This is a genomic window from Acinetobacter sp. ANC 4173, assembly GCF_004331255.1.
Taxonomy (GTDB): domain Bacteria; phylum Pseudomonadota; class Gammaproteobacteria; order Pseudomonadales; family Moraxellaceae; genus Acinetobacter.
The window spans coordinates 298,213-319,225 of record NZ_SJOF01000002.1 but is presented as its reverse complement, the minus strand read 5'-3'; the positions used below and the strand labels follow the sequence as shown (position 1 = coordinate 319,225).

Genomic DNA, 21,013 nt, shown 5'->3' with positions numbered 1-21,013 from the left:
ATAAGATGAGGTGAGTAAGATGAATCTTAGATTTGCTAAAGGTGGTAAAACGGTGATTTATAAAATCATCAAAATGACCATCATGTCGCAAAAAGACTTAATTTTTTCGCCAAAAAATTGGTCAAGAATTGCAGCACTGTGGCAGGGTTTACAACAAAGCTTTCGGTTGATGGTTGGTGTTCCTGATTATGAAAACTATGTGGAGCACATGAAAAAGCACCATCCGGATTTAACGCCAATGGATGCGAAAACCTTTTATCGTCATTGTATAGATTCACGTTATCCAACGGCTGGTGGCAATTTAAAGAAATGTCCATGTTGATGGACATATAGAAAGTCACTGATTCCTTTGGAAAAAGTCTAAAACGGTGTATGTTAATCATGCGCCGTTTTTTATTGGGGAACATTTGTGATTTGGGTAAAACAGAAAGAACAGCAACACTTAGCAGAAGACACACGAAAAATAGATGCCAAAATTCAAGCCTATGCCAGTAAAGTTCAGACTTTTTTGACTCAAATTAATCGAATTATTTTAGATAAAGAACAACAAACTAAATTGGCACTGAGCTGTTTGTTGGCAGGTGGACATGTACTTTTTGAAGATTTACCTGGTTTAGGGAAAACCACACTTTCAAGTGCTTTGGCGCATATCGCAGGACTGAAATTTCAACGTATTCAGTTTACCAATGATATGTTGGCGAGTGACGTGATTGGCGTCAATATGTTTAATCAAAAAGAGCATGTGTTTGAGTTTAAACAAGGCCCAATTTTTACTCAAATTCTTTTGGCTGATGAAATTAATCGCTGTAGTCCGAAAACGCAAAGTGCTTTACTCGAGGCGATGGAAGAAGGTGCAGTTACTGTCGACGCAACTCGCTATGCTTTACCTCAGCCTTTTTGGGTGATTGCGACGCAAAATCCGCTATTCCAGAGTGGAACTTATACATTGCCTGAATCTCAGTTGGATCGTTTCTTAATGCGACTGTCTCTGGGTTATCCTTCACGTTCAGCAGAGAAGTTGTTATTACAGCAAGATTCACGACAAGTTTTAATTTCAACTTTGGCGCAAGTCTTTCAGCAAGATGAGATATTGCAATTACAACATTTGGTGCAACAAGTTTATGTGGGCGATGTGATCATGGATTATCTTTTGGACTTGGCACAAGAAAGTCGTAAAGAGCGTCACGGTTTGTCAACGCGTGGATTATTAGCATTGAAAAAGGCAGCACAAGCGCATGCTTTAATTGAGCAGCGTAGTTTTGTTACTGCGGATGATGTTCAAGCCATTTTTGTTGCGGTTACGGCGCATCGAATAGGTTTAAGTGAAGTTGAAACTGCACAACTGATGCGACAGATTCCGATCAGTTAATGGCAAGGAAATTTACGTTGATTCAGTCATTGTGGTCGAAATGGACAAAAAAAAGATTTAGTTTTGAGCAACATAAAAGATTGACGCAAAAAGATGTGTTGGTTTTTATGTATCAGCAGGGGTATTTATATCTGGTGTTGATTTTAATTACCTTTATTGCAGGTGTGAATTATGCCAATAACTTAATTCTTGGTTTTTGCTTTCTGATTAGTGCCATTTTATGTATTAGTTTTTACATTACCTTTAAGCAGTTGCACGGTTTGCATATTGAAGTTTCCTATACAGAACTGGGGCAAGTGGGACAACCTTTAAGCTTAGAACTCTACTTTAAACAGCCTCAAGCTCAAGCGCGATATTTGTGGATCAAGGTCGATGCACAGATGCATCAGATTATGTTTGCAGACCTTCGATATTGTCATACCGTTGAATTGAACCCCAACAAACGTGGGGTATTTGAATATCCTACTGTGCAGCTTTTTTCAGTCTATCCATTTGGATTGGTTCGGGCGTGGACTTATATGTATTTAAAAAGACAGTCTTGGATTGCACCACATGCTCAATATTCAGTAACGCAACAGCAGCGTTTGCGGCAAGCGCAGGAATTAGATTTGGATGAATTTCGCGAGTTACGTGATTTCCGACAAGGTGATTCTATACAAACGGTTTCATGGAAGCAGGTGGCGCGTGGGCAAGGGCTTTATGTGAAAGTTTTTGAGCAGCATGATAATTTGCATAGTGTAGAAATTGATTATCTACATATGCCGAGCACAGATCATGAAGAGAAGTTGAGTTTGATGATGGGATTGATCGAACAATGTGAGCAACAGCAATATGCTTATCGTTTACTTTTACCACATGCTGAACTGGCAAACGGCGTTGGGGAGCAACAAATGCTGCAAGCCAAACGGCTGCTGGCACAGGCTTAAATAATGAAAAATACAGTGAACTCATCTGTTAAATTGACCATTTTATTGAGCTTGAGTTTAATTTTGATGGCTCAAGCTGTGTATTTGCCAATCATGCTTTCGGTACTTCTACTGATTACGATTGTAACTTTGTCTATTCATTTTGGACAAACCGAATTACAAGCATTTTCAAAATTAGGGACAGGTTTGGGGGTGCTCACAGCACTTGCCTGCATTTATTTTAGCTATCGTACTTTTATTGGTGTAGAGGCGGGAGTGGCTATATTAACCGCGTTTCTATTTGCAAAAGCCTTAGAAATTAAAAATACACGTGATGTCATTATTATTTTCAATTTTGCTTTATTTGTGGCTGCGAGTTCGTTTTTATTTAGTCAATCCGTTTGGATGGCAAGTATTGTACTTGCCTGTTTAGTTAGTAGTTTTATGGGGCTATATCGGCTTCAAACCGCAGGTTTTCAGCACCAAGATAGAATAAGAGGTGGGTTTCAGCAGGATTTAAAACATGTTGCAAAGTTCATTGGACTTGCAGTTCCTTTTTTTGTGTTGTTATTTTTATTCTTTCCGCGCCTGCCGCCGTTATGGCATATCCCGATTCCTGAAAATAAAGCTGTTACAGGCATGAGTGATCGCATGTCACCTGGGGATATTGCAGAATTATCCCAATCCAGTGCGTTAGCGTTCCGTATTTTGGGTGATATGTCGAAGCTACCACCACGTTCAGAATTGTATTGGCGAGCTATGGTGCTTGATCATTATGATGGTCAAATGTGGACCAGTGGCCCGTTTAATCAGCAAAATTATAGCTCTGAAAATCAGACACGATTGGAGCAGCACAAGCAGTTTACATATCGATATTTAGCAGCGGATCCGCAGAGCAGTTGGGTAATGGGGCTGGATCAATCTATTCCGAATAATCCCCAATATTCCTTAAAAAATGATGGCAGTATCGTGCCAAATCGAGCCGTACAGTTGAATGAACCCATAGATTTACAATGGTTAGGAAAAAGTGGGTTGCAGGATATTTCTAACCATCATCTAACGGTTAGTAAAATGACTACCGAGTATCCAGTGCATTTGGATCTTCGTGCACAAAAATTAGCACAGCAATTATTTGAACAAGCAGGTCGTGATCCAGAACGATATATCTATAACGTTATAGACTGGTATAAGCACCAACATTTTGCATATACCCTACAACCAGGATTACTTGGGCATAACCGCATTGATGATTTTTTATTTCAATCAAAGCAAGGTTTTTGTGAACATTATGCTTCGAGTTTCGCCTTATTGATGCGATATGTGGGGCTACCTGCACGTATTGTCGTTGGTTATCAGGGGGGAGAATTAGCACCCGATAGCAAAAGTTGGGAATTAAGGCAGCTCGATGCTCATGCGTGGACAGAAGTAGGGTTGAAAGGTAAATGGATGAGGATTGATCCGACTGCGATTATTGCACCACAGCGTATAGATACTGGAATGCAAAACTATATGGACGCTGAACAAAATGTTTGGGGAGCCGAAAGATCTAACGTGAGTTATCAGCAGTATGCTTTACTTAAAAAAATGCGAATCTGGAGCGATTATGCAAGCTATCAGTGGCAAAGTAAGGTGGTTGGCTATAATGCTGAATCACAACAAAGTTGGTTAACGAAGTTGGGTATTCGTTCAACTTATACGATGGTCATGGTATTGGTCTTGAGTATTTTATCGCTCTTAGCAGGGTATTTTCTCTTTATTTTTTATCTGAGATGGAAAAGAACCTCTGAAATTGAGCGTTTACTTTGGCATTTTTCTAAAGGATTACAGCATGATTTACGTAAGCAGGAATTTGAAACCATCACTGTTTGGATGCAACGCCTTAGTGAGCGAAAGGAGTTAGTTGATACTCAGATATTTAAAAATACTGCTCAATTGCATCAAAAGATTATGTATGCACCGCAGCACAGTAAACAAGAGATAGTGCAATTTGGTGAAATGCTTAAAACTTGTGCATTTGTGTTGAAAAATAAAAGAAAGATCTTGTCTAAGTGAAAAAAACTGAATATTATGCGTGGCATATAGGCGTATAGCTCAGTTGGTTAGAGCGCTACGTTGACATCGTAGAGGTCTCCAGTTCGAGTCTGGATATGCCTACCAAGACAAAATAAGGGTTTACAAGCAATTTCAACGACTTGTAAGCCCTTTTTTTATGGTTTGAGTTTTGTTGTTTTGCCTAGATATTTTAAAAAATAGTAGAAATAATTAATAAACTTCCCCAGAAATGCACCAAGAATTACACCAATGAAAATGCCAAAGCCCGTTAAAAGAGGCGATGTTTACCGTATTCAGCTTCAAATTGATGGAAAACGTGTATCTTGCACCCGTGACACCAGTCGAGAATGTGAACAGTGGGCTGCGAAAAAAATATTAGAGTCTAAAATTGCTGTCAGAGAAGAAGAGCAAGGCATTAAGCCTAAATTTTCCTTTAGAGAGTTGGTCGATCACTACTACGAGCATGTTGGCCAATATAAAGAATCTAAAAGTTCTCGCATATGGATTAAAGGTCAGGTCAGTATATTTGATGAAAAGTTTGGTTTTCTGTCCGGTACGTCTGTGCATGATATTACTCCAAAGCAACTGACCAACTGGCGCAACCGCCGATCTGGAGAGGTTGGGGCAAATACGTTATTAAAAGAGATCTCTTTTTATAGTGCTATTTTTACTTATGCACAAAAAGAGCTGTTTCTAATCGATGAAAACCCATGGATGTTAATTACCAAGCCGAAGAAGCCAAAAGCGCGATCGCGTCGTATTCATAAGTCTGAAATTGAGTTAATGCTGAAAGCGTTGGATTATGAAGTAGGGGAAACTCCAGTTTTGCCACAGCATTATGTTGCATGGGGCTTTTTGTTTGCTTTGGAAACGGCTGTACGTCGGGGTGAGTTAATTACGCTACAGAAAAAAGATGTGCATGAGCATCATATTCACCTGCCAAAAACCAAGAATGGCGAACCTCGTAATGTACCTTTGACTGAAGAAGCACGGGCTTTGCTGGATTTAATTAAGCACGATGGTAAAAAGGTGATTCCACAGTCTGAAAATGCTTTTCGGTTAATGTGGGAAAGACGAAAGGATGCGGTGGGTTTAAGTGGTCTACATTTTCACGATACCCGACATGAAGCCATTACGCGTATGGTTCGGATTCGTAAATTGCCTGTAGAGGTGTTGGCCAAAATTACTGGGCATAAGAAAATTGATGTGTTGGTGAATACTTATTACAACCCCAATGCGGATGATTTGGTGGAAGCGTTTAACCGGCATAATTAAACCCGCACAAGGCGGGTGATTTAATTGGCTTCACTTATTCCTTTCTGCGTCTATGAGTACGTGAGGTTTTGGACAGCATGGCATCTGCCAGTTCTGGGTCATACAAATGTTTGCCACAGGTTCCCTGGTTAATGGTTGCCAGTTTTGTTCGGACTGTGGTGTTGGATAAGCCATATTTTTCGGCAAGTTCGGAGGCAGATACGAGTTTACGTTTACCTAAATTTAGGGCTGTGACTTTGCCACCAAAGAGTTTTTGACCCAGTAAAATTTCAGGTGCTCGGTCTGCTTCAACCGTAATCACGTACTCAGCCATTTATGCCTCCCTTATGTGCCACTGTTTTGAATTTTGCATGAGTTAAGTTTCTATATTTACTGTTGTTTTGTATTTTCATGAGTTGGGTGTTCCTGAAATGGCAGGATTTTGGAATATCCAACAGCGAACGGTGTGTTCGCGTAGGGTTCGGTCTTCCAGTGCGTTTTTTACTTCGTCCGCAGGGTAGCGGTGGCTTTTGACCACTCGGCTTTTGTCGATAAACTTATAGCGTCTGCTGGAGGTTAAAAGATTCTTCATTTCTTTAATGTCTGGGAGCTGCTGATAGTTCTTGGCTGCAACTTTGTAGACTTCATTTAGGTTGATAGCGATTTGGTGTGCATCATGGTCAAAATGGTTAATCGAGAAGTCGCTAGAACGGCTTGAATTGAGGTATTCGTAAACGTCCCAGAATTGTTCAACCAACGGGTGATCTCCATTGAGCTGTTTGACGCGTTCGTGTGCCATGTCGAACAGCATGTCTTTGGCTGCACAGACATCTTCAAGGTCTAAAACATCGTGCAAAACGTGCTTTGCCAAGGCATCTATCAGTGCTGAAACTTGGGCATGGCATAGCGCAATACGGGTATGGGTAATGCCGTTGTTATGGAACTCTTTTTCTATTTGATCGAGCTTTTCCGCATAGGTTGTAAGAAAAGCTGTTTCATGACGTAGGCAATGGGTCATGTAAGTGCAGGCATCTTCAATGTTCATGCGGTCGAGTTCATCAACAATGCGTTTGGTTTCGAGTGACTGTCCTTTACGGTCGAAGTAGAGGTGTAAGGTACGGGTCAAAATCGCTTCGGATGCCTGAATAGCGGTGTTTTGGCTAATCATGATGGCACCACGAAAGGGTGGCTCATAGGTTTCGTTCCCTGCGGTTTTTAATCCTTTTGAGCGAATGGCACGACCGTTGTAGGCATCTTTCAGTTCATCCCATGAAAACTTGGGTTTACCGATGGTATTGCCATTTTGGTCATTGCGGTCACCCTCAATCAGTACGACAGGCAAGTTCGAGATTTGGGCGAAATTACGGTACACCGCAACATTGGTGGATTTGTTGGCATCGAAGCCTTCATAGTCTTGGCGACCTGAGAGCTTCCACATAAATTCGATAAGGCGTGATTTACCTGCACCAGCTTCCCCGACAATTTCAATAAAAGGGAAAGAGCTGTGCATGGCACGAATTTGTTCAGCAAAGTATGAGCCAGTCCACCACGCCAGAGCGATGAGTCCTTTTGCGCCACGGACACGATAGAAGTCTTTCCACCAAGTTGGTTTAAAGGTGGATTTGGGATTGAGCTGAACATTTGGACTGTTTGCCAACGTCTTTAATTCAATACGACCGACTTTGTAGAAGTCATGGTCGTTAATCTCAATCACTTGTCCTTTGTAGACAGCATGTTTGTTGAAAATGTACGCCTGAAATTCTTTGCTGTAGCCAATAAAGTCGATGGTTTTAACTTCACGTAAACGCTCGGTTTGGTTTTTCATGAAGGTTAAAAGCTGATGGTCGTTACCTGTCCACCATGCACCAACTTGAACTGACAATAGGCGTGGACCAAACTTTCCTTTTGCCGAGATTTGGTCCGCAGTAAAGGTGGCTTTCATTTCTTTTTCTGCGTCCAAAATTTGGAAGTAGTACCAGGACTCATCGGTAATTTCATTGCGCTGAAAATACAGAGGGTTGAGCTGACGATTACAAATTTCGGAAACGGCAGCACATTGCTGTAAAGCCAGTTCACGCTTTTGGTTATCGAGTAATAAATCACGCTCTGGATCTGCTTCTATGCGTTCCAGTTCTTTGGTGTATTTGTCCATGTCGAGGTTGAACCAGTACAAGCGAAAGTTGTGGTTAAACCAGAAGGTTTTTCTGCGGGCATCCTTATAATTGTAAATGAGCAAGCCTGCTTGCTCTGGAGACTCGGCGATAAGCAGTTCGCCATAGTGTTTGTACTGGTCGCGGTATTCGGAATGCAGTTGGTCGCGTTGGTAAAGGTCGTTCCAGTCTAACTGACCAGACGGTAGGGCTGCGGTAGAGTCCCATTTTTCCTGTAAGGCACGAAGGTGAAACTTCTTGATGGCCTTTTTACCTGCTTTGTCGTTGTCGAATGCCCAACGTAGACGCGGACGGTCTTTTTTGAGTTCGATACAACGGTCGGCAATTTGTTTGAGAATGATGCTTGGATAGTTAGAGGTTGAAAGCGTAGCAATGCTGGGCTGTTTGCTAAAACTCAGTGCAATAGCATTAAAAATACCTTCGGTAATCCAGATAGAAGGTGCATTACACAGGGCATCAAGCTTGTCTAAAGTCCATGCATGACCTTCGTATTTTCCAATGAAGTTTGCTTTTTGACGACCAAAACGTTCTGGACGGTCGATAAAGCGTTCCCAATAAATGCCATCTGCCAGTTTAAAGCGGACGGTTGCGGTGACTTCGTTTGGATATTTGAGGTCGTTTCTGAATAGTTCTTGGGTGTATGAACCTTTGAGTAGGTTTGGGTCTAAACCACGAGCATGGAGCAGGTAAGCGTCTGCTGCGGCATGTGGGTTTTCTTTGGTGCGCGGGAAGTCTTTAGACCAGTCTTTGAATAGGTCTTCACAGATTTCTTTGACGTGTTCTTCATAGCCACATTTGTTAAGACGGGCACATTTGACCACACGTGGATTGACTGCGTGCGTGTAGAGTTCTTTCTTACCACAGTTGGGGCAGATTCCCTGACGATACCAGTCTCCAACCCGCTTAAAGCTGAAGAGCTGATTTATTTTTTCGTCGATGAGAACGTGAATGTTTGACATGTAGACCCACTAAAATTTAACGACTTAACTGTATGAGTTTGTGTACTTTTTTGCTTTTTTGTAGCAATGCGATGTGCATAAAAACTGCTTTGATTACAATTGCGTGTCGCTTGGGGTGTCTTGCAGTTCGGGATGGTGCTTGACCATAAAATCACGGATATAGATGGCAATTTTTGTGTCTTTCTCGAATGCAATTTTCTTTAGGGCTTTGAGCTGTTTTTTAGTCCAACGTACTTGGGTTAGTTCTGTGTGCTTTGGTTTTGTTTGAATGTTTGTTGAAGTCATGCGAAAATCACCATTAATCGTACTTAGATACTTAGTGTTTCTAAATTTAGTACTAAATATGGTGTTTTACAAGTGCTTTTTTAGGGAAAAGTATGAAAAATGATGATTTATTGACTCGTGGTGGTCGTTTAAAAGCAGAACGGAAGCGTTTGGGGATACATACTCAGGACGAGCTTGCAGAAATACTTGGGGTAAAAAAGAACTCGGTTGGGCGTTTTGAGAAGCATAACGAGCCATTGAACACGGACTATTTAGACAAGCTAGAAGACCACGGCTTTAACATTCCGTTTATTTTGTGGGGCAAACAACCAGTTAAAAGCGGTGAGCTTTCTGATGAAGAAGTGAAACTGCTAGAGCTGTACAGACAGACGCGTGAAGAAATGCGTGGGGGATTGGTTTCACTTGTTGAGACTTATGCGAATCAGTTTAAATAATTAACTTTAGAAGAATAAAATGAAAATTTTATGGGTTGTTCTGGCGGGACTGTTAGTTTTAATTTGGCTGTTTTTCCCAACCATTTTTAATTGGTGGGCATTGAATATATGGCATGTGCCGAGTAATGAATTAGGAAAAATTGGGGATTTGGGTCCAATAGGTGATATTTACGGCAGCCTTAATACTTTATTTACCTCAGTTACCCTAGTGATAGTCCTTTATTCTGTATTTTTACAGCGTCAAGCAAATAAAGATGCACGTGATGCTGTGACTGATCAATTGCAACAAGCAAAAGATGCCACTGCGGAGCAATTGCAGCAAGCAAAAGATGCTACAAATGAACAATTACAACAGGCACGTGATGCTCTTGATGCTCAGTTAAATCAAGCTAGAATTTTGACTGACCAACAGATAACAAATGCAAAAGAATTGGCTCATAATCAGATGCAACAAACTAGGAGTTCTACTTTAGAACAAATGGAGTTTGCGCAGAAAACGCATGAAGTGCAAGTTCAAGAGGGTCGAAGTACTTTTTTTTCAAATCAATTTTTTGCATTATTAAATTATAAAAATGAAAGATTAAACTCTCTAAAATTAACAGATTTGAGTGGAGTAACACGAACAGGATATGAAATATTTCCGACTTTAAATTCAGAGTATTCTAAGATATGCTTCAACACATACAAGGATAATATAGATAAATTAGACTCCTTAAAAGTTAAAGAAATGTTCGAGCATTCTTGTATAAATTTAAATAACAATAATAGCTATTATGAAATTTTTTCTTATTTCTCAATCTATAATTCTATAATTCAACTGGTTAGAATGGCAACTATTCAACAGCATGAAAAATTATTTTTTTGGACTTTAATTCGTGATTCTATGTCTTCATCTGAACAAATCTCGATTTTTTATTTAGCACCAATTTGGCCAGGCTTACACAATTCGCTACAAGACAGCTATTTGTTCAATTTATTTGGGACTGGAGATATTTTTTATGAAAAATACGGTTGTAAATTTTATATAAGAACTGCCTTTAATTCACAACAATGGGCTGAAGCCTTTGATAGGCACGAGAAACGGAATTTAGTGATACCACCACCCCCAGCCTAAGCTGGGTTTTTTCTTTATTTGTTCCGTACCGCTTTGAAAGACAAAATTTATGGAAATAATGAATGTTGTCTAATTTCATCTTTCCATTTTCTATATGCTGGTGGGTCTTGTACGACAAGACTTTCTCTTAATACTTTATATACTCTCCAGTCAAAAGGTTCGATTACTTTTTCATTTGGGTCTACTTCAAATACTTGATTACCACAAATAAAGTCGCGTGCAGCTTTAGCACCAAGTGCAAACAAAGCAGCTTTCTTTTTAGTGGACATACCGAATTCTAGCCACCCGTATTTGGGGGATTCATTTTTTGGTGGCAAATTTGCGTAAGTACCATCTATATAGCTTTTTGCTTCTTTAATTGGATCATATATTTTTGCAGTGTCTATGAATGTAATAATTTTTCTGTAGTCTTCATTGTTGTATACAAAGCTGTAATCTGAATTATGTCTGGCTGTATCGAACATTGCACCGACAAAGTTCAAAATCCAATCAATTTTTAATGATTTTTCACGGTCCACACCTAATTTCACACCAAAAGTAGGGCATAAGGGAATACAGTCACGTGAATGAAAGACATCTATCGGAAAGTTTGAGGTAATACCCCCATCAACCAGATAAGCTAATTCTGGTGGTGGACCTTCATAACCCGTTAAAACCTTCCAAGAATCTTTAGGGTACTCTTTTAATTGTGGACGTCTAACTGGTTCAAAGAAAAGAGGGATGGACATAGAAGCTCTAACATATTCTTTAGGGTGAGTAGTTAGAGGATTTTCCCAATACAAAGGAGCCATTTGAGGTAATACTATTTTACTTTCAGTAGTGATGTCAGAAGTAACCATTGCAAGTACGTTGTTCTTAAAGTCATTTTCAAAGCGAGATTCATCGAAAGGTCGAAATTTCCGAATATCAATATCTCGAATTTTAAGATTACTGTTTTGTAGGTTATTGAATAATTCTTTAGTTGTTGAAATCCCTTTTTTATTTAATGTCTTTTCTAACCATTCTTCAAATTTATGACCTGGGTTTAAGCCTAAAATCTTGGGACATAATTTTCGTGCTGCAACGGCACCTAAAATTTTTAAAATAATTTTAGACTTCATGAATATAGATTGATCATCTTCATATTTTTGTAAGTCCTTTACTAGACTTCTTGCTATAAACCCTCCATCTATAAATTTCTCTAACTGCATAGAATCGAAAATATCTAGAAGCTCTGTGTTTTTCTCTTCTGAGGGTTTACCTAATGCAGTAAGTAATAAAGCATTAATTGCACCTGCTGAAGTTCCACCCAAGTTTAGAAACCGAATATCTGCCTGCTCTAGGGTATAAGTGAAACCAATTAAAGCTATGCCCCATACACCGCCACCTTGCATAACAAGGTCAACGTATTGGTTGCCCTTATCATCTACAATGTCGGAAATAGGGAATTCTGTAATTTGCTTTTTAATCTGACTAATATACCCATCATTGCTATGAATACGGGTATTTTCCATAATTAAGTCTGATAATTTCATATCATTCGATGAAGTCATGCCCAAGCCCTCAGAATTATTATTTTTAGGGAGATTGTTTTTTGTTCAATTTATAATCTAAACCTGTATTTGGCATTTTTCAATTTATTGGCGTATCTAATGTTTTCTAGAAAATTAAAACCCAGCCTAAGCTGGGGTTTTTGTTTATTTGTTCCGTACCGCTTTAGAGATCTGTAAGACCTGATAGTGCAAGGTGTTAATGATGGCTGTAAACTCTTCATCTTTTAAAGTGTCATCAATTTTCATTTTGGTCATGGCGTAAAGGAAGTGTTCTAAGTTTTCAAGTGGATATTGAATTTCTTCCAGTATTTGTTCGGCAGTCATATCTTTATGGCTGTTAATTTCGATTGTTGAATGCATTGCTCCCCCTGTCTATTGATCATGGGTTTATTTTCTAAAAAATCTGTACCGAAATATAGGGTAGTGCGACCTGTAGTGTCGCACTACAACATGAATATGTAACTAATTCAAATTTACTACATAAGCAAGGCGCTGTGTGGCTTTGCGCTACCTTGGAATACGAAGCATCGGTACAGTGTACGGTCAATGGTGCTACGCACAGCGGCAGAGTGGTCTATACACTGGGGGAATGGCGCAGTACTGGTTTTTAGCTGCTGCATCAGTTGCTTTTTGGGTGGCAAAGTTGGAATGCAGGCAATAAGTTGGCTGAGGTTTAGCGCAATGGTGTTGGGCTTTGCACTATGGTTGAGTTGGTCTATGCCGTAGTCGTAAATGAGCGACCAGATGTTTTGCAGTACTGGCGACGTACCCAAAGGACACAGGCAGGCGATAGGCACAATTTCCTTTTGTAGTTTGTGCTGATGAAACCAAAGGACTTCGGCAGTTTCGATAATGCCTTGAGCATTAGTCAAGAGTTGGCTGACGCTAAGTTGTGGACCGCCCGACACCAGTTGGACGATGGCACCTGTTTTAAGGTCATCTCCACAGATGTGTTGGTTTTGCAGTTGGGTTGCCATGTGGTTAAAGGCTTGGATGTAGGCTTCTTTTATTTGGGCTGCTTTTGCGCCAGTAAAACCCATGACCAAAAAGATAAAGCCGTCTTTGGTCATTTCATAGTATTTGGAATCGCGTGTTACAGCTCCAGCTTGAATAGGTTGCACGTGAGCCCAAAATTGGGCTGACGCAAATTCAGGTGAACATTCTAGGTTTTCTATTGCACGTAAAATGTGTGAATGTCTTTTATTAAAGTATTTGGCTACTTTTAGGCTGTCGGTTTTGATAAGGTCATTCTGTATATAGACGGCATGTTCGATGTCGATGATTTCATTCATGACTATGCTCCCCAAAATAGAATGGAGAAGGTCATAGCAGCCATGCTTATAAATACTGTGGTTTCGACAAAGTTTTTCAGCAGCTTTTTGTGTTTGAGTTTTCTTTGGCGTAGGAGGTACGCGTTTAGATCGTCGATGGGGGTGTGTTCTTTTACTTTATTTTGCGTGCACGAATGCGTAGAAGCGAATGTTTTCATTGGCTTGTCCTGTTAGTCAAGTTTTAAACCTGACACCATCACTTTCCTAGGGTAATGGTGGCAGACTGAACAAGGCTAGGAAAACCGTTCTAACAGTAACGGCCAGCGCGAAGCTGCCTCATCCAGCCTACCAAAAAAGGCGTAGCCGAATTTTACGCAAAAAAATAGCCGCATGGGCGGACTTTTTTACGCCTGTTAGATTATGCAGGTTTCCTAGGCCTGACCACAGATTTTGCTGTGGTAAATTTAGAGTAGCTTAGATACTATAAGTGAGTCAATACTTTATAAAAAATTATGAATTGGGTGGGGTTTTGGATGGCTGGGGGATTTGATTTTCTCAAAGATAAAGAGTTAAGGACGGAAGAGAATGTAATAATTCAAAGAGAAATTAACTCTTTGAAAATATTATTTTATAAAATTTATGAAAGTATAGAAAAGCCAAAAGAAAGTTTAGAATTAATTGAAGAAAAGAAAAAGAATATAGTTTCTAAAATTGATGAGCTTTTAAATAGTATTGCTGAATTAGGTGAATTAGAAAATTCAACAGTAAGAGAGCTTTATGAATTTATTAATATGCAAAAAAGAAATTTAAAAAGCTTCAGAACATTTGATGCTTTAGATTCGTATATTAGTTATTTTGATGAGGATTTAAAGAAAATTATCAGTAGTGTTCAGAAAACATTGCATATTGAACAGTTGAAAGATTTTCATTATAAGTCAAGTAAGTATATAGAAATATTAAATAAAAAGATTGAGCTTCAGAATGAAAGTATTCAAAATTTTAATCAATTAATCGAAAAGGAAAAAAATACAAACACTCATGATATTTATGATTTAGCAGTAAAAAAATATAGCGATAGATCATATGGTTATAGGGTTGTTTTTTTAGTTTTAATAGTTTTAGTCGTTATTCTTGTTTGGTTCTCGGCAGTATTAAAAAAGTCACTAGGACTAGATCAATATGATTACTGGTTTTTTAAAATTACACTAGCAATCACGTCAGTTACTTTAATTACTTTTTATCTAAAGCTATCAACAAAATATCAAAACATTGCGGATCAATGTGAGCAGACGAAGTTAGAGCTTGAAGCATTTCCATCATTTGTTGCAAGTTTTTCAACAGAAGACCCTAAAATTGTTGAGATTCGAAAAGAGCTTGCTCTGAAATATTTTGGTCGTGATTTGCTTAATAATGACAAAGGGGAAACTAGTAATATTATTACTGATCAAATGAAAAATACAACTGAGTTGGTAAAGGCAACGACTGAAGCAGTTAAAAATTTGAATGCGAAGACAGGTGGTTCAAGTGGCAGCCAACCTTAATACAGATTTAAATCTTAACCCCTTAATTGAAAGAATACTCGACAACCCTTATGGGGTAGCGGTTGTCATCGGTATCGTTGTTCTTGCATCGGTCATTATTTTATTCTTTTCTATTTCAAAGTCTGGAATTCTGACGAGTATTCGAGAACATCAAGAATATAAAGTCCGAAGAGTTAAAGAGGAAATTAAAGACCAAGAAGACTTGTTGGAAGATGAAGCATTTAAGAAGTATAAGCATCAAATTAAGTATCATCTTGATGTTCTGAAACTAAATAAACTTCTCAAGTATTCACACCATGATAAGGACTTATTGGAATATATTTTGTCTTGTAAAAATAGTCGTTTAGCTATGAACTATTATGATTCTGGAAACTTTTTCTTAGAAAAAGATGAAAGTACGAAAGCATATAAATTGAAGAGTTTTTGCAAGATATGGTGGATAAAGCTTTTGAATGGTTTTGGTACTTTTCTTTATTTTGGGATTAGCTTTGGTACTTTATATCCAACAGTACTAACCTTTTATATTGCTTTTACAACTGGTGCAAGTTTAAAAGGTATTCCTCTTTCTTTTGTAGCATCTCAATTTCTATTGTTTGTGTTGGGTATCATTTTAGCAATGATGGTTCTTTCACCAATGATAAAACCGTGGAAGGCTATGAGGTTTTTAGAATTAGAGAAGATTGAAGTAGATCGGCAGGAAAGTGATGCTTTAGATGAAGCTGCTTAAAAGGATTGATACATGATTTACGCTTTGACGTTTGGTTTAGGTATTTGGCTAATGGTTCCAGTACTGATGATCTGGTACTTAATAAAACCAAACACTTACTTCATTACTTCTCACGGTGAAACACCTTCACGTTTAGCCATTTTTACCCATCATTTCTTGGCGTTTTTGCTGTTGTTTATGATTTTAGGTTTAGGCATTGAAACTGTCATAAAGTCTATTGAGGGTACGTCTGCACATCTCATGTTTTACCTTGCGATCTTTTTGACTAATGTATTCTGCATTTACTTTGGACGTAACAAGATAAATTTGGGGGATAAGAAAAGGGTGTAATACCTGTAAGAGTGGTCCAATGTTTACGACTAAGGTTGTGTGATAAAGCAAACTTTATTGGGTTTTTGTGATAGAAATTTAGGGGATACTTAGATACTATAATTTGAACAAATTACTTAAGTATAATTTATAGCATTATGAATCAACCAGAAAAGATAGATTTAGATATTGATACCCTTAAAGATTCAGCAATTTATAATATTAAGCAACTTAAAAAAAGGGGATATAGTTTTCCTCAGTTCAATTCTTTGATGCAACAAGCAGGGCTTAGTTCATCAACAGGTTTTGATAGTATTTGTGCAAAAGTTAGAAAATTTGAGAGTGGTGATATTGAAAGAACTATTACCCAGATTTTAAGAGTTTCTGAGGCTGAACTTTATAAACATACGACTCTTGCTTCCAAACGAATTTACATTTTTAATTTAGCAGAAGATAAGTTGCTGGAAATTAAAGAAAACTTTGATAATAATGGTTATATCTGCGAAGACCTTGATGAAGGGTATACGACGATTTTTAACTATGAGGTAACACTTAATACGCCTCGTCAAATGAGTTTAATGGTTGAGCCTTCTGACAGTTTGAGTCTTTACTATATTAAAGATGTGAGGTCTTATTTTGAGAAAGCATCTGTACCAAATTTAATTGAAAACATTGAAAATACAGATGAAACAAGTCAAGTAATTGATGTTGTTAAAATAGTTCGTCATACAGTGTGTGTTTTTGATTTCGTTGCGATTGATTTAAAAAATAGTTGTCTAGTTCTTGGACTTGATTTGGATTCTCAGTTCACTAATGCTGAGATGAATAAGGCATATGGTCAACTGAAAGATTTATTTCAAAGTTTGTTCGGTTCAGAACATTTCACGCCTCAAAATTTGTTGCCTTGCGTTCAGAAAATGGAAGATGAAGAGTTAGGTAATGTAGTTAAACATTATTTTGCAACTGAAGATGGAGCTTTTAACTATACTGCTGGCAGTTCGACATTAAGAAAGGATGCGCGTAAAGATGAGTTCTTTGAGAAGGGGATGAAAGAACTTGATGCGGATTTTTATGGTGTAAGTAAACGATACCCATTTGGTAACGATAACCCAATTATTACAATTAAAATGGGGCTTGGTGAGTACAAGAAATCTGCTTTTTCACCAATTAAACTTGCTATACTTGATCATGTTACCCAGTTTGAAAATTTTCAGGCTTGTGTTGATAAGATTATGGAGCACTTAAAAAGTGACTAATTATGATAGGCTCTGAGTCAAATATTTCAGAAATATATCTGGAAAGAATAAAAAAACATATAGAAGGCAAACAACTAGAACAGGTATTGGAAAGTACTTGTTCTAACATTATTTTTTCAATTTTACATAAAAATTTAGACGACACATCGTACTTCAATTTTTCAGCATTATTCAAAATGTCTAAGCTCAATATGAATCAGAAACAAGAGTTTGCTGATAGTGTATATATTTTGGCACATCCAAATATTGATTTTATTGTTCAAAAGTTTCAATACGAAGCTAGTGATGGTTTTTGGCATGATTTTGATTTAGACATTATCTATATCTCATATAAAAACAACGATTTTTACCACCCTGTAACTCAAAATAAGATTGAAAAAGAAGAGTTTAATGATTTAGTCCTTCCATATTTTGCACCTTCTAATGAGCTATTGTGTCTGATTGAGAGAGTATCATGAGAGGGTTTAATGATTTACCTGAAGCACAGGATTTATCTCTTCATAATGTTGCATCTCGAAGTTCATATGAAAACTTTATAGAGCTGCTATATAACGACTTAGATTGTATTTTTTCTGACATGATCGATGGCACTGAGCATTTGCTTCCTATGGGCGAAACAGGTATCTCATGGCATATCTGGAGTAATCTAAGAGCTAAAAATTATGATGCTCAGTTAGATAGTGATAAAAATGGTAATGCAGATATTTCAGTAACGCAGAAGCCTTTTAAATGGATTGGCGAAGCAAAAATATTTGGTGGTAAAGATAACTATGGCAATCCGTATTTATACGGAGGGTATGAGCAGCTCACGACAAGATATAGTAAAGGTGAGGCTAATGCGACTTGTGGTGGTATGTTGATTTATATAAAACCACGAGGAAGAGAAGAAACTGAACGATCCGTTATGCAAAAGTGGCGTGAATATCTAGAAGCTAAAGCTACAGAAATACAAGATTTAAATTTTGAAGATTGTAGTTTGAATCCAAGATGTTTAGTTACAAGCCAGATGCATCATGTAAGTGGGTATCCTTATAAAGTACGACATATGCCAATATGTTTATTGCACTTACCAAATGATAAAAGTGGGCGTGAAGCAAAAAAATACCAAGAAGCTCGGGAGAGTTATGAAAACTTTGATCCTCATGAGGAGGATCATTTTTAATTAATGAAATATAAGCAAACGGTTATACAACCACTAAGAAATCCTATTAGGAAGGGGTAAAGCCACATACTTTCATCCACCTAAGTGCAGTAATAATTTCTGGAAGTCGCCAAACCAGAATGCAAAGCACTAAAAATATTGCTGTTTCCCAAAATTTAGAATCCATTTGTACGCACCTTATTAGTTAATTGATCTATCACTCTATATTCCTGTTTCAACATGCTTTGCATACGAATGTATTGGTAATCCAGCATCATCCATAAAACCAGCAAAGCCACCACAAACAAAACAATGAACAGTACTGCAAAAGGCATCATCGGTATAAACTCCGTTTCAGTTCTAAATTACTCTGGCAAGCCACACACAAAGTCACAGCACCATACTTCTGACGCTCTGGTGGAATGTTATTGCCGCATTCTTCACACTCTGTAAGAGAAGGCTTTGAATAATCTTTAGGTTGAATTTGAACTTGTTCTAACTGGCGTTGTTGCGCGATATCAATAATGTCAGCCATGACGACTCCGAAGTTGACGTGGATCATGGCTAACGACTGATTTAGCAATAGCACATGGGGCAAGGGGAAGCATGACTTCAGGGTTAGGCATAGCAGAAGGGGAAATAGTGGCAGCCCACTCCATATGCGCCCGACCAGTCCAACCACACTCTAGGTTTTGACACTGACCGTATAGGGTTTTTAAAAGGGCATTTTCAATGTGAGAATGACGGATGATGACTTTAGAACCGCAATGCGGACAGGTGTTCTGATTTCTTGTATTTGCCATGAAGTACCTTTTATAGGTTTATATTTTTAATTGTATAATAAAAGTATTAAATATAGTGCTTTTATATTGATAAATGTATTAAATAACGTTATTTTAAATAGACCCTCTTTATAGCTGCCTGTGAACCACTGGCAGCTTTTTTTATGCCGCGCCTTTGGCTTTTTGAATACGTGCCCATTCACGCTTCATTGCCACCTGTGCGGTTTTTTTAGATTTATAAGTACGTACCAAAATTAAAGGCTGGCTTTGATCACCCACCGTTAAGACCTGTGGTTTAGGTTTTGCCGAGTACCAAGTTTTCACGCCTGTATAGGTCTTATAGTTTTTCGCCTTTCTTTGCCCTGAATTAGTCTTGGCTTTTTTCTCTTGCTCAATTTTAGTGGTGTCATCAAATAAAACAGACACATCATCTGCATTGGGCAATTGCACCTCTAGCTCTATGCGAGTGGTATAGCCAGAAGACTCGTTTAAATCATGGGTGATGGTTTTGCCTAACCAAACAATTTCATCAATTTGTGCCTTTAAACCCACAAAAGAAAACTCTTGTTCCGGGAGTAAATCTGGTCGACCTTTTGCCAAGGTATAAGACAGCGAAAGCTCTGCGCGTTTACAACGTTTTAACTCTGCCAAAGCAGCCAGCTCAGCAGTTTTCTTGTCCCGATGAATAAAGCGGATCTCTTTCGGGTTGTCGGTATGGCTACCCACAATGACATAGAGTTTTTCACCCTTTTGAGGGTTGTGATAATAGGCTTTCACACATTCCACTTTGTCGTGACTTTGACCGTAAGCATAGCTGTGCTGGTCACCATCAGTTCTGACCAATTCAACTGCGGGCAGACTTAATCCTGAACTGGTTTGAGCTTCACCAATAGGCAGTAGAAGTAGGGTGTTATTTTTGACTGTGGCAATGGCATCGTGTTCATCGGCTATGCGGGTCATGATGTTGGCATCGGAATCGTTCTGGTCGATGTGTGAAACCAAGCGGCTGCTTAAACTGGCATGTACCAATACCTTTAGACCATATTCAAACGCCAATGCCTGAAAAATTTCTCCCACAGTTTGTTGATGGAAAGAACGTTCTCGCTTTTGACGAAAGGCTTCGGCAAGGTCGGTACTTTCTGCCGAAATTCTGAGTACATCGGGTGCACCAGAGTGTGAACCACCTGTGACCAGATAAGCACCTTTATAGACTAAACCTGTATCTGACCAACCGAGCCAGACTTTCATTTCAGCACCGACGGAAGGAATTTCTAACGCATGGTCACTGTCATCTAAAGTCAGATCAACACTGTCGGCAACCATGCCTCGGTTGTCTTGCAAGGTCAGCCCAATCAAGCGTGAAGCAAGAGTAGATGAAATATCAATGTCATTCACAGTAATGCGGTAAATGGCATGCGGGTAGTTACTCAAGTTTGAATAGGGCGTTGTATTTGATGGAAGGAGGCTCATAGGAATAAGCCTCCTAAACTTAACAATGCCTGACCTGTAGGACCAATCAATTTCTTGGTGGTATCTTCCGTGATGGTCAGAGAAACACTGAAGCTGATTTTTCGGGTACCGCCATTATGGAAAAAGTTGGAACGAGTTTCCTGAACTTCCTTAATCACCACCAGACCGTAAATTTTGCCTGTGCCTTCAATCAGAATGTATTGCTTGCCTGTGTCTCCCATATTACGCAGCATATCCAACGAGTTTTGATAGCCCGTAATTTCAGGATAGATGACACCCGATAGGTTAATGGTTTCTTCATCTTTCCCTGTGAACTGATATGCAGGGGTATTTCCTACACGGCTATTGCTTGGATGCCGCCAAGCGGTCGTACGTTGTAACTCTTGATAGGAAACGGTAGAAAGTTCAAATACGAATAATCCTAAAGCCATCATCATGTGT

23 protein-coding genes and 1 tRNA gene are annotated in these 21,013 nt (G+C 38.6%); 14 read left to right on the top strand and 10 right to left on the bottom strand.

All coding sequences use genetic code 11. The features are described 5' to 3' along the window. The first annotated feature begins 19 nt into the window (after positions 1-19). The 6 genes from E0H94_RS03950 (at position 20) to E0H94_RS03925 (ending at position 5,601) form a co-directional block, all read left to right on the top strand. Positions 20-322: a YbdD/YjiX family protein gene (locus E0H94_RS03950; protein WP_131325225.1), complete on the top strand. Its 303-nt coding sequence runs from the start codon at positions 20-22 to the stop codon at positions 320-322. Between the two features lie 87 nt (positions 323-409). Continuing rightward, positions 410-1,369, top strand: a complete 960-nt coding sequence (locus E0H94_RS03945; RefSeq protein ID WP_131325224.1) for an AAA family ATPase — start codon at positions 410-412, stop codon at positions 1,367-1,369. Beyond that, positions 1,369-2,295 (top strand): DUF58 domain-containing protein, encoded by a 927-nt coding sequence (locus E0H94_RS03940; RefSeq protein ID WP_131325223.1) that lies wholly within the window; start codon positions 1,369-1,371, stop codon positions 2,293-2,295. Before E0H94_RS03945 ends, E0H94_RS03940 begins: the two co-directional genes overlap by 1 nt. A 3-nt stretch (positions 2,296-2,298) precedes the next feature. Continuing rightward, entirely contained in the window at positions 2,299-4,326 is a 2,028-nt protein-coding gene (locus E0H94_RS03935) for a transglutaminaseTgpA domain-containing protein (protein WP_171462036.1), read from the top strand. Between the two features lie 28 nt (positions 4,327-4,354). Further along, a tRNA-Val gene (locus E0H94_RS03930) sits at positions 4,355-4,431 on the top strand. Between the two features lie 144 nt (positions 4,432-4,575). Beyond that, a complete protein-coding gene (locus tag E0H94_RS03925; protein ID WP_131325222.1) occupies positions 4,576-5,601 on the top strand; it encodes a tyrosine-type recombinase/integrase in 1,026 nt (341 codons plus the stop codon). A gap of 34 nt (positions 5,602-5,635) precedes the next feature. Here E0H94_RS03925 and E0H94_RS03920 read toward each other — a convergent pair whose 3' ends face one another. The 3 genes from E0H94_RS03920 to E0H94_RS03910 all read right to left on the bottom strand — a co-directional run bounded on the left by E0H94_RS03920 (position 5,636) and on the right by E0H94_RS03910 (position 8,995). Beyond that, the gene (locus E0H94_RS03920; RefSeq protein WP_044738563.1) at positions 5,636-5,914 is read right to left on the bottom strand and encodes an HTH domain-containing protein; all 279 of its coding nucleotides are present in this window, start codon (positions 5,912-5,914) and stop codon (positions 5,636-5,638) included. A 75-nt stretch (positions 5,915-5,989) separates the two neighbouring features. Then, positions 5,990-8,710: a toprim domain-containing protein gene (locus E0H94_RS03915; RefSeq protein WP_131325221.1), complete on the bottom strand. Its 2,721-nt coding sequence runs from the start codon at positions 8,708-8,710 to the stop codon at positions 5,990-5,992. 93 nt (positions 8,711-8,803) lie between these two features. Beyond that, positions 8,804-8,995, bottom strand: coding sequence for a hypothetical protein (locus tag E0H94_RS03910; protein ID WP_044738561.1), 192 nt, complete (start codon positions 8,993-8,995; stop codon positions 8,804-8,806). Positions 8,996-9,087: 92 nt separating this feature from the next. On the opposite strand from E0H94_RS03910, the gene E0H94_RS03905 reads away from it, so the two are divergent. Together E0H94_RS03905 and E0H94_RS03900 are read left to right on the top strand one after the other, a co-directional pair. Continuing rightward, positions 9,088-9,429 (top strand): helix-turn-helix domain-containing protein, encoded by a 342-nt coding sequence (locus tag E0H94_RS03905; RefSeq protein ID WP_131325220.1) that lies wholly within the window; start codon positions 9,088-9,090, stop codon positions 9,427-9,429. Between the two features lie 19 nt (positions 9,430-9,448). After that, positions 9,449-10,543, top strand: a complete 1,095-nt coding sequence (locus tag E0H94_RS03900) for a DUF1542 domain-containing protein (protein WP_131325219.1) — start codon at positions 9,449-9,451, stop codon at positions 10,541-10,543. Between the two features lie 47 nt (positions 10,544-10,590). Here the strand turns inward: E0H94_RS03900 and E0H94_RS03895 are convergent, their stop codons facing one another. From E0H94_RS03895 to E0H94_RS03885, 3 genes are all read right to left on the bottom strand, one after another. Beyond that, entirely contained in the window at positions 10,591-12,075 is a 1,485-nt protein-coding gene (locus tag E0H94_RS03895; RefSeq protein ID WP_131325218.1) for a patatin-like phospholipase family protein, read from the bottom strand. 144 nt (positions 12,076-12,219) lie between these two features. Further along, entirely contained in the window at positions 12,220-12,435 is a 216-nt protein-coding gene (locus E0H94_RS03890; protein ID WP_131325217.1) for a hypothetical protein, read from the bottom strand. A 116-nt stretch (positions 12,436-12,551) separates the two neighbouring features. Then, on the bottom strand, positions 12,552-13,367 hold the full coding sequence (locus E0H94_RS03885; protein ID WP_131325216.1) for a Rha family transcriptional regulator: 816 nt from the start codon (positions 13,365-13,367) through the stop codon (positions 12,552-12,554). 512 nt (positions 13,368-13,879) lie between these two features. Between E0H94_RS03885 and E0H94_RS03875 the strand changes: the two genes are divergently transcribed. The 6 genes from E0H94_RS03875 to E0H94_RS03850 all read left to right on the top strand — a co-directional run bounded on the left by E0H94_RS03875 (position 13,880) and on the right by E0H94_RS03850 (position 18,341). Next, a complete protein-coding gene (locus E0H94_RS03875) occupies positions 13,880-14,887 on the top strand; it encodes a hypothetical protein (RefSeq protein WP_131325214.1) in 1,008 nt (335 codons plus the stop codon). Next, positions 14,871-15,614, top strand: a complete 744-nt coding sequence (locus E0H94_RS03870; RefSeq protein ID WP_131325213.1) for a hypothetical protein — start codon at positions 14,871-14,873, stop codon at positions 15,612-15,614. The genes E0H94_RS03875 and E0H94_RS03870 overlap by 17 nt, the downstream gene beginning before the upstream one ends. A 12-nt stretch (positions 15,615-15,626) precedes the next feature. Next, positions 15,627-15,944 (top strand): hypothetical protein, encoded by a 318-nt coding sequence (locus E0H94_RS03865; protein WP_131325212.1) that lies wholly within the window; start codon positions 15,627-15,629, stop codon positions 15,942-15,944. A gap of 137 nt (positions 15,945-16,081) precedes the next feature. Continuing rightward, positions 16,082-17,179, top strand: coding sequence for a hypothetical protein (locus tag E0H94_RS03860; protein ID WP_131325211.1), 1,098 nt, complete (start codon positions 16,082-16,084; stop codon positions 17,177-17,179). 2 nt (positions 17,180-17,181) lie between these two features. Beyond that, a complete protein-coding gene (locus E0H94_RS03855; protein WP_131325210.1) occupies positions 17,182-17,637 on the top strand; it encodes a hypothetical protein in 456 nt (151 codons plus the stop codon). Beyond that, on the top strand, positions 17,634-18,341 hold the full coding sequence (locus E0H94_RS03850) for a hypothetical protein (RefSeq protein ID WP_131325209.1): 708 nt from the start codon (positions 17,634-17,636) through the stop codon (positions 18,339-18,341). The genes E0H94_RS03855 and E0H94_RS03850 overlap by 4 nt, the downstream gene beginning before the upstream one ends. A 313-nt stretch (positions 18,342-18,654) precedes the next feature. Here the strand turns inward: E0H94_RS03850 and E0H94_RS03845 are convergent, their stop codons facing one another. The 4 genes from E0H94_RS03845 to E0H94_RS03830 all read right to left on the bottom strand — a co-directional run bounded on the left by E0H94_RS03845 (position 18,655) and on the right by E0H94_RS03830 (position 21,009). Further along, positions 18,655-18,855 (bottom strand): TraR/DksA C4-type zinc finger protein, encoded by a 201-nt coding sequence (locus E0H94_RS03845; protein ID WP_131325208.1) that lies wholly within the window; start codon positions 18,853-18,855, stop codon positions 18,655-18,657. Next, positions 18,848-19,123: an ogr/Delta-like zinc finger family protein gene (locus E0H94_RS03840; protein WP_044738551.1), complete on the bottom strand. Its 276-nt coding sequence runs from the start codon at positions 19,121-19,123 to the stop codon at positions 18,848-18,850. The genes E0H94_RS03845 and E0H94_RS03840 overlap by 8 nt, the downstream gene beginning before the upstream one ends. Before the next feature lie 141 nt (positions 19,124-19,264). Beyond that, complete coding sequence (locus tag E0H94_RS03835) at positions 19,265-20,572, bottom strand: contractile injection system protein, VgrG/Pvc8 family (RefSeq protein ID WP_131325207.1); 1,308 nt, start codon at positions 20,570-20,572, stop codon at positions 19,265-19,267. Then, positions 20,569-21,009, bottom strand: coding sequence for a phage tail protein (locus E0H94_RS03830; protein WP_131325206.1), 441 nt, complete (start codon positions 21,007-21,009; stop codon positions 20,569-20,571). The genes E0H94_RS03835 and E0H94_RS03830 overlap by 4 nt, the downstream gene beginning before the upstream one ends. Positions 21,010-21,013: the final 4 nt, after the last annotated feature.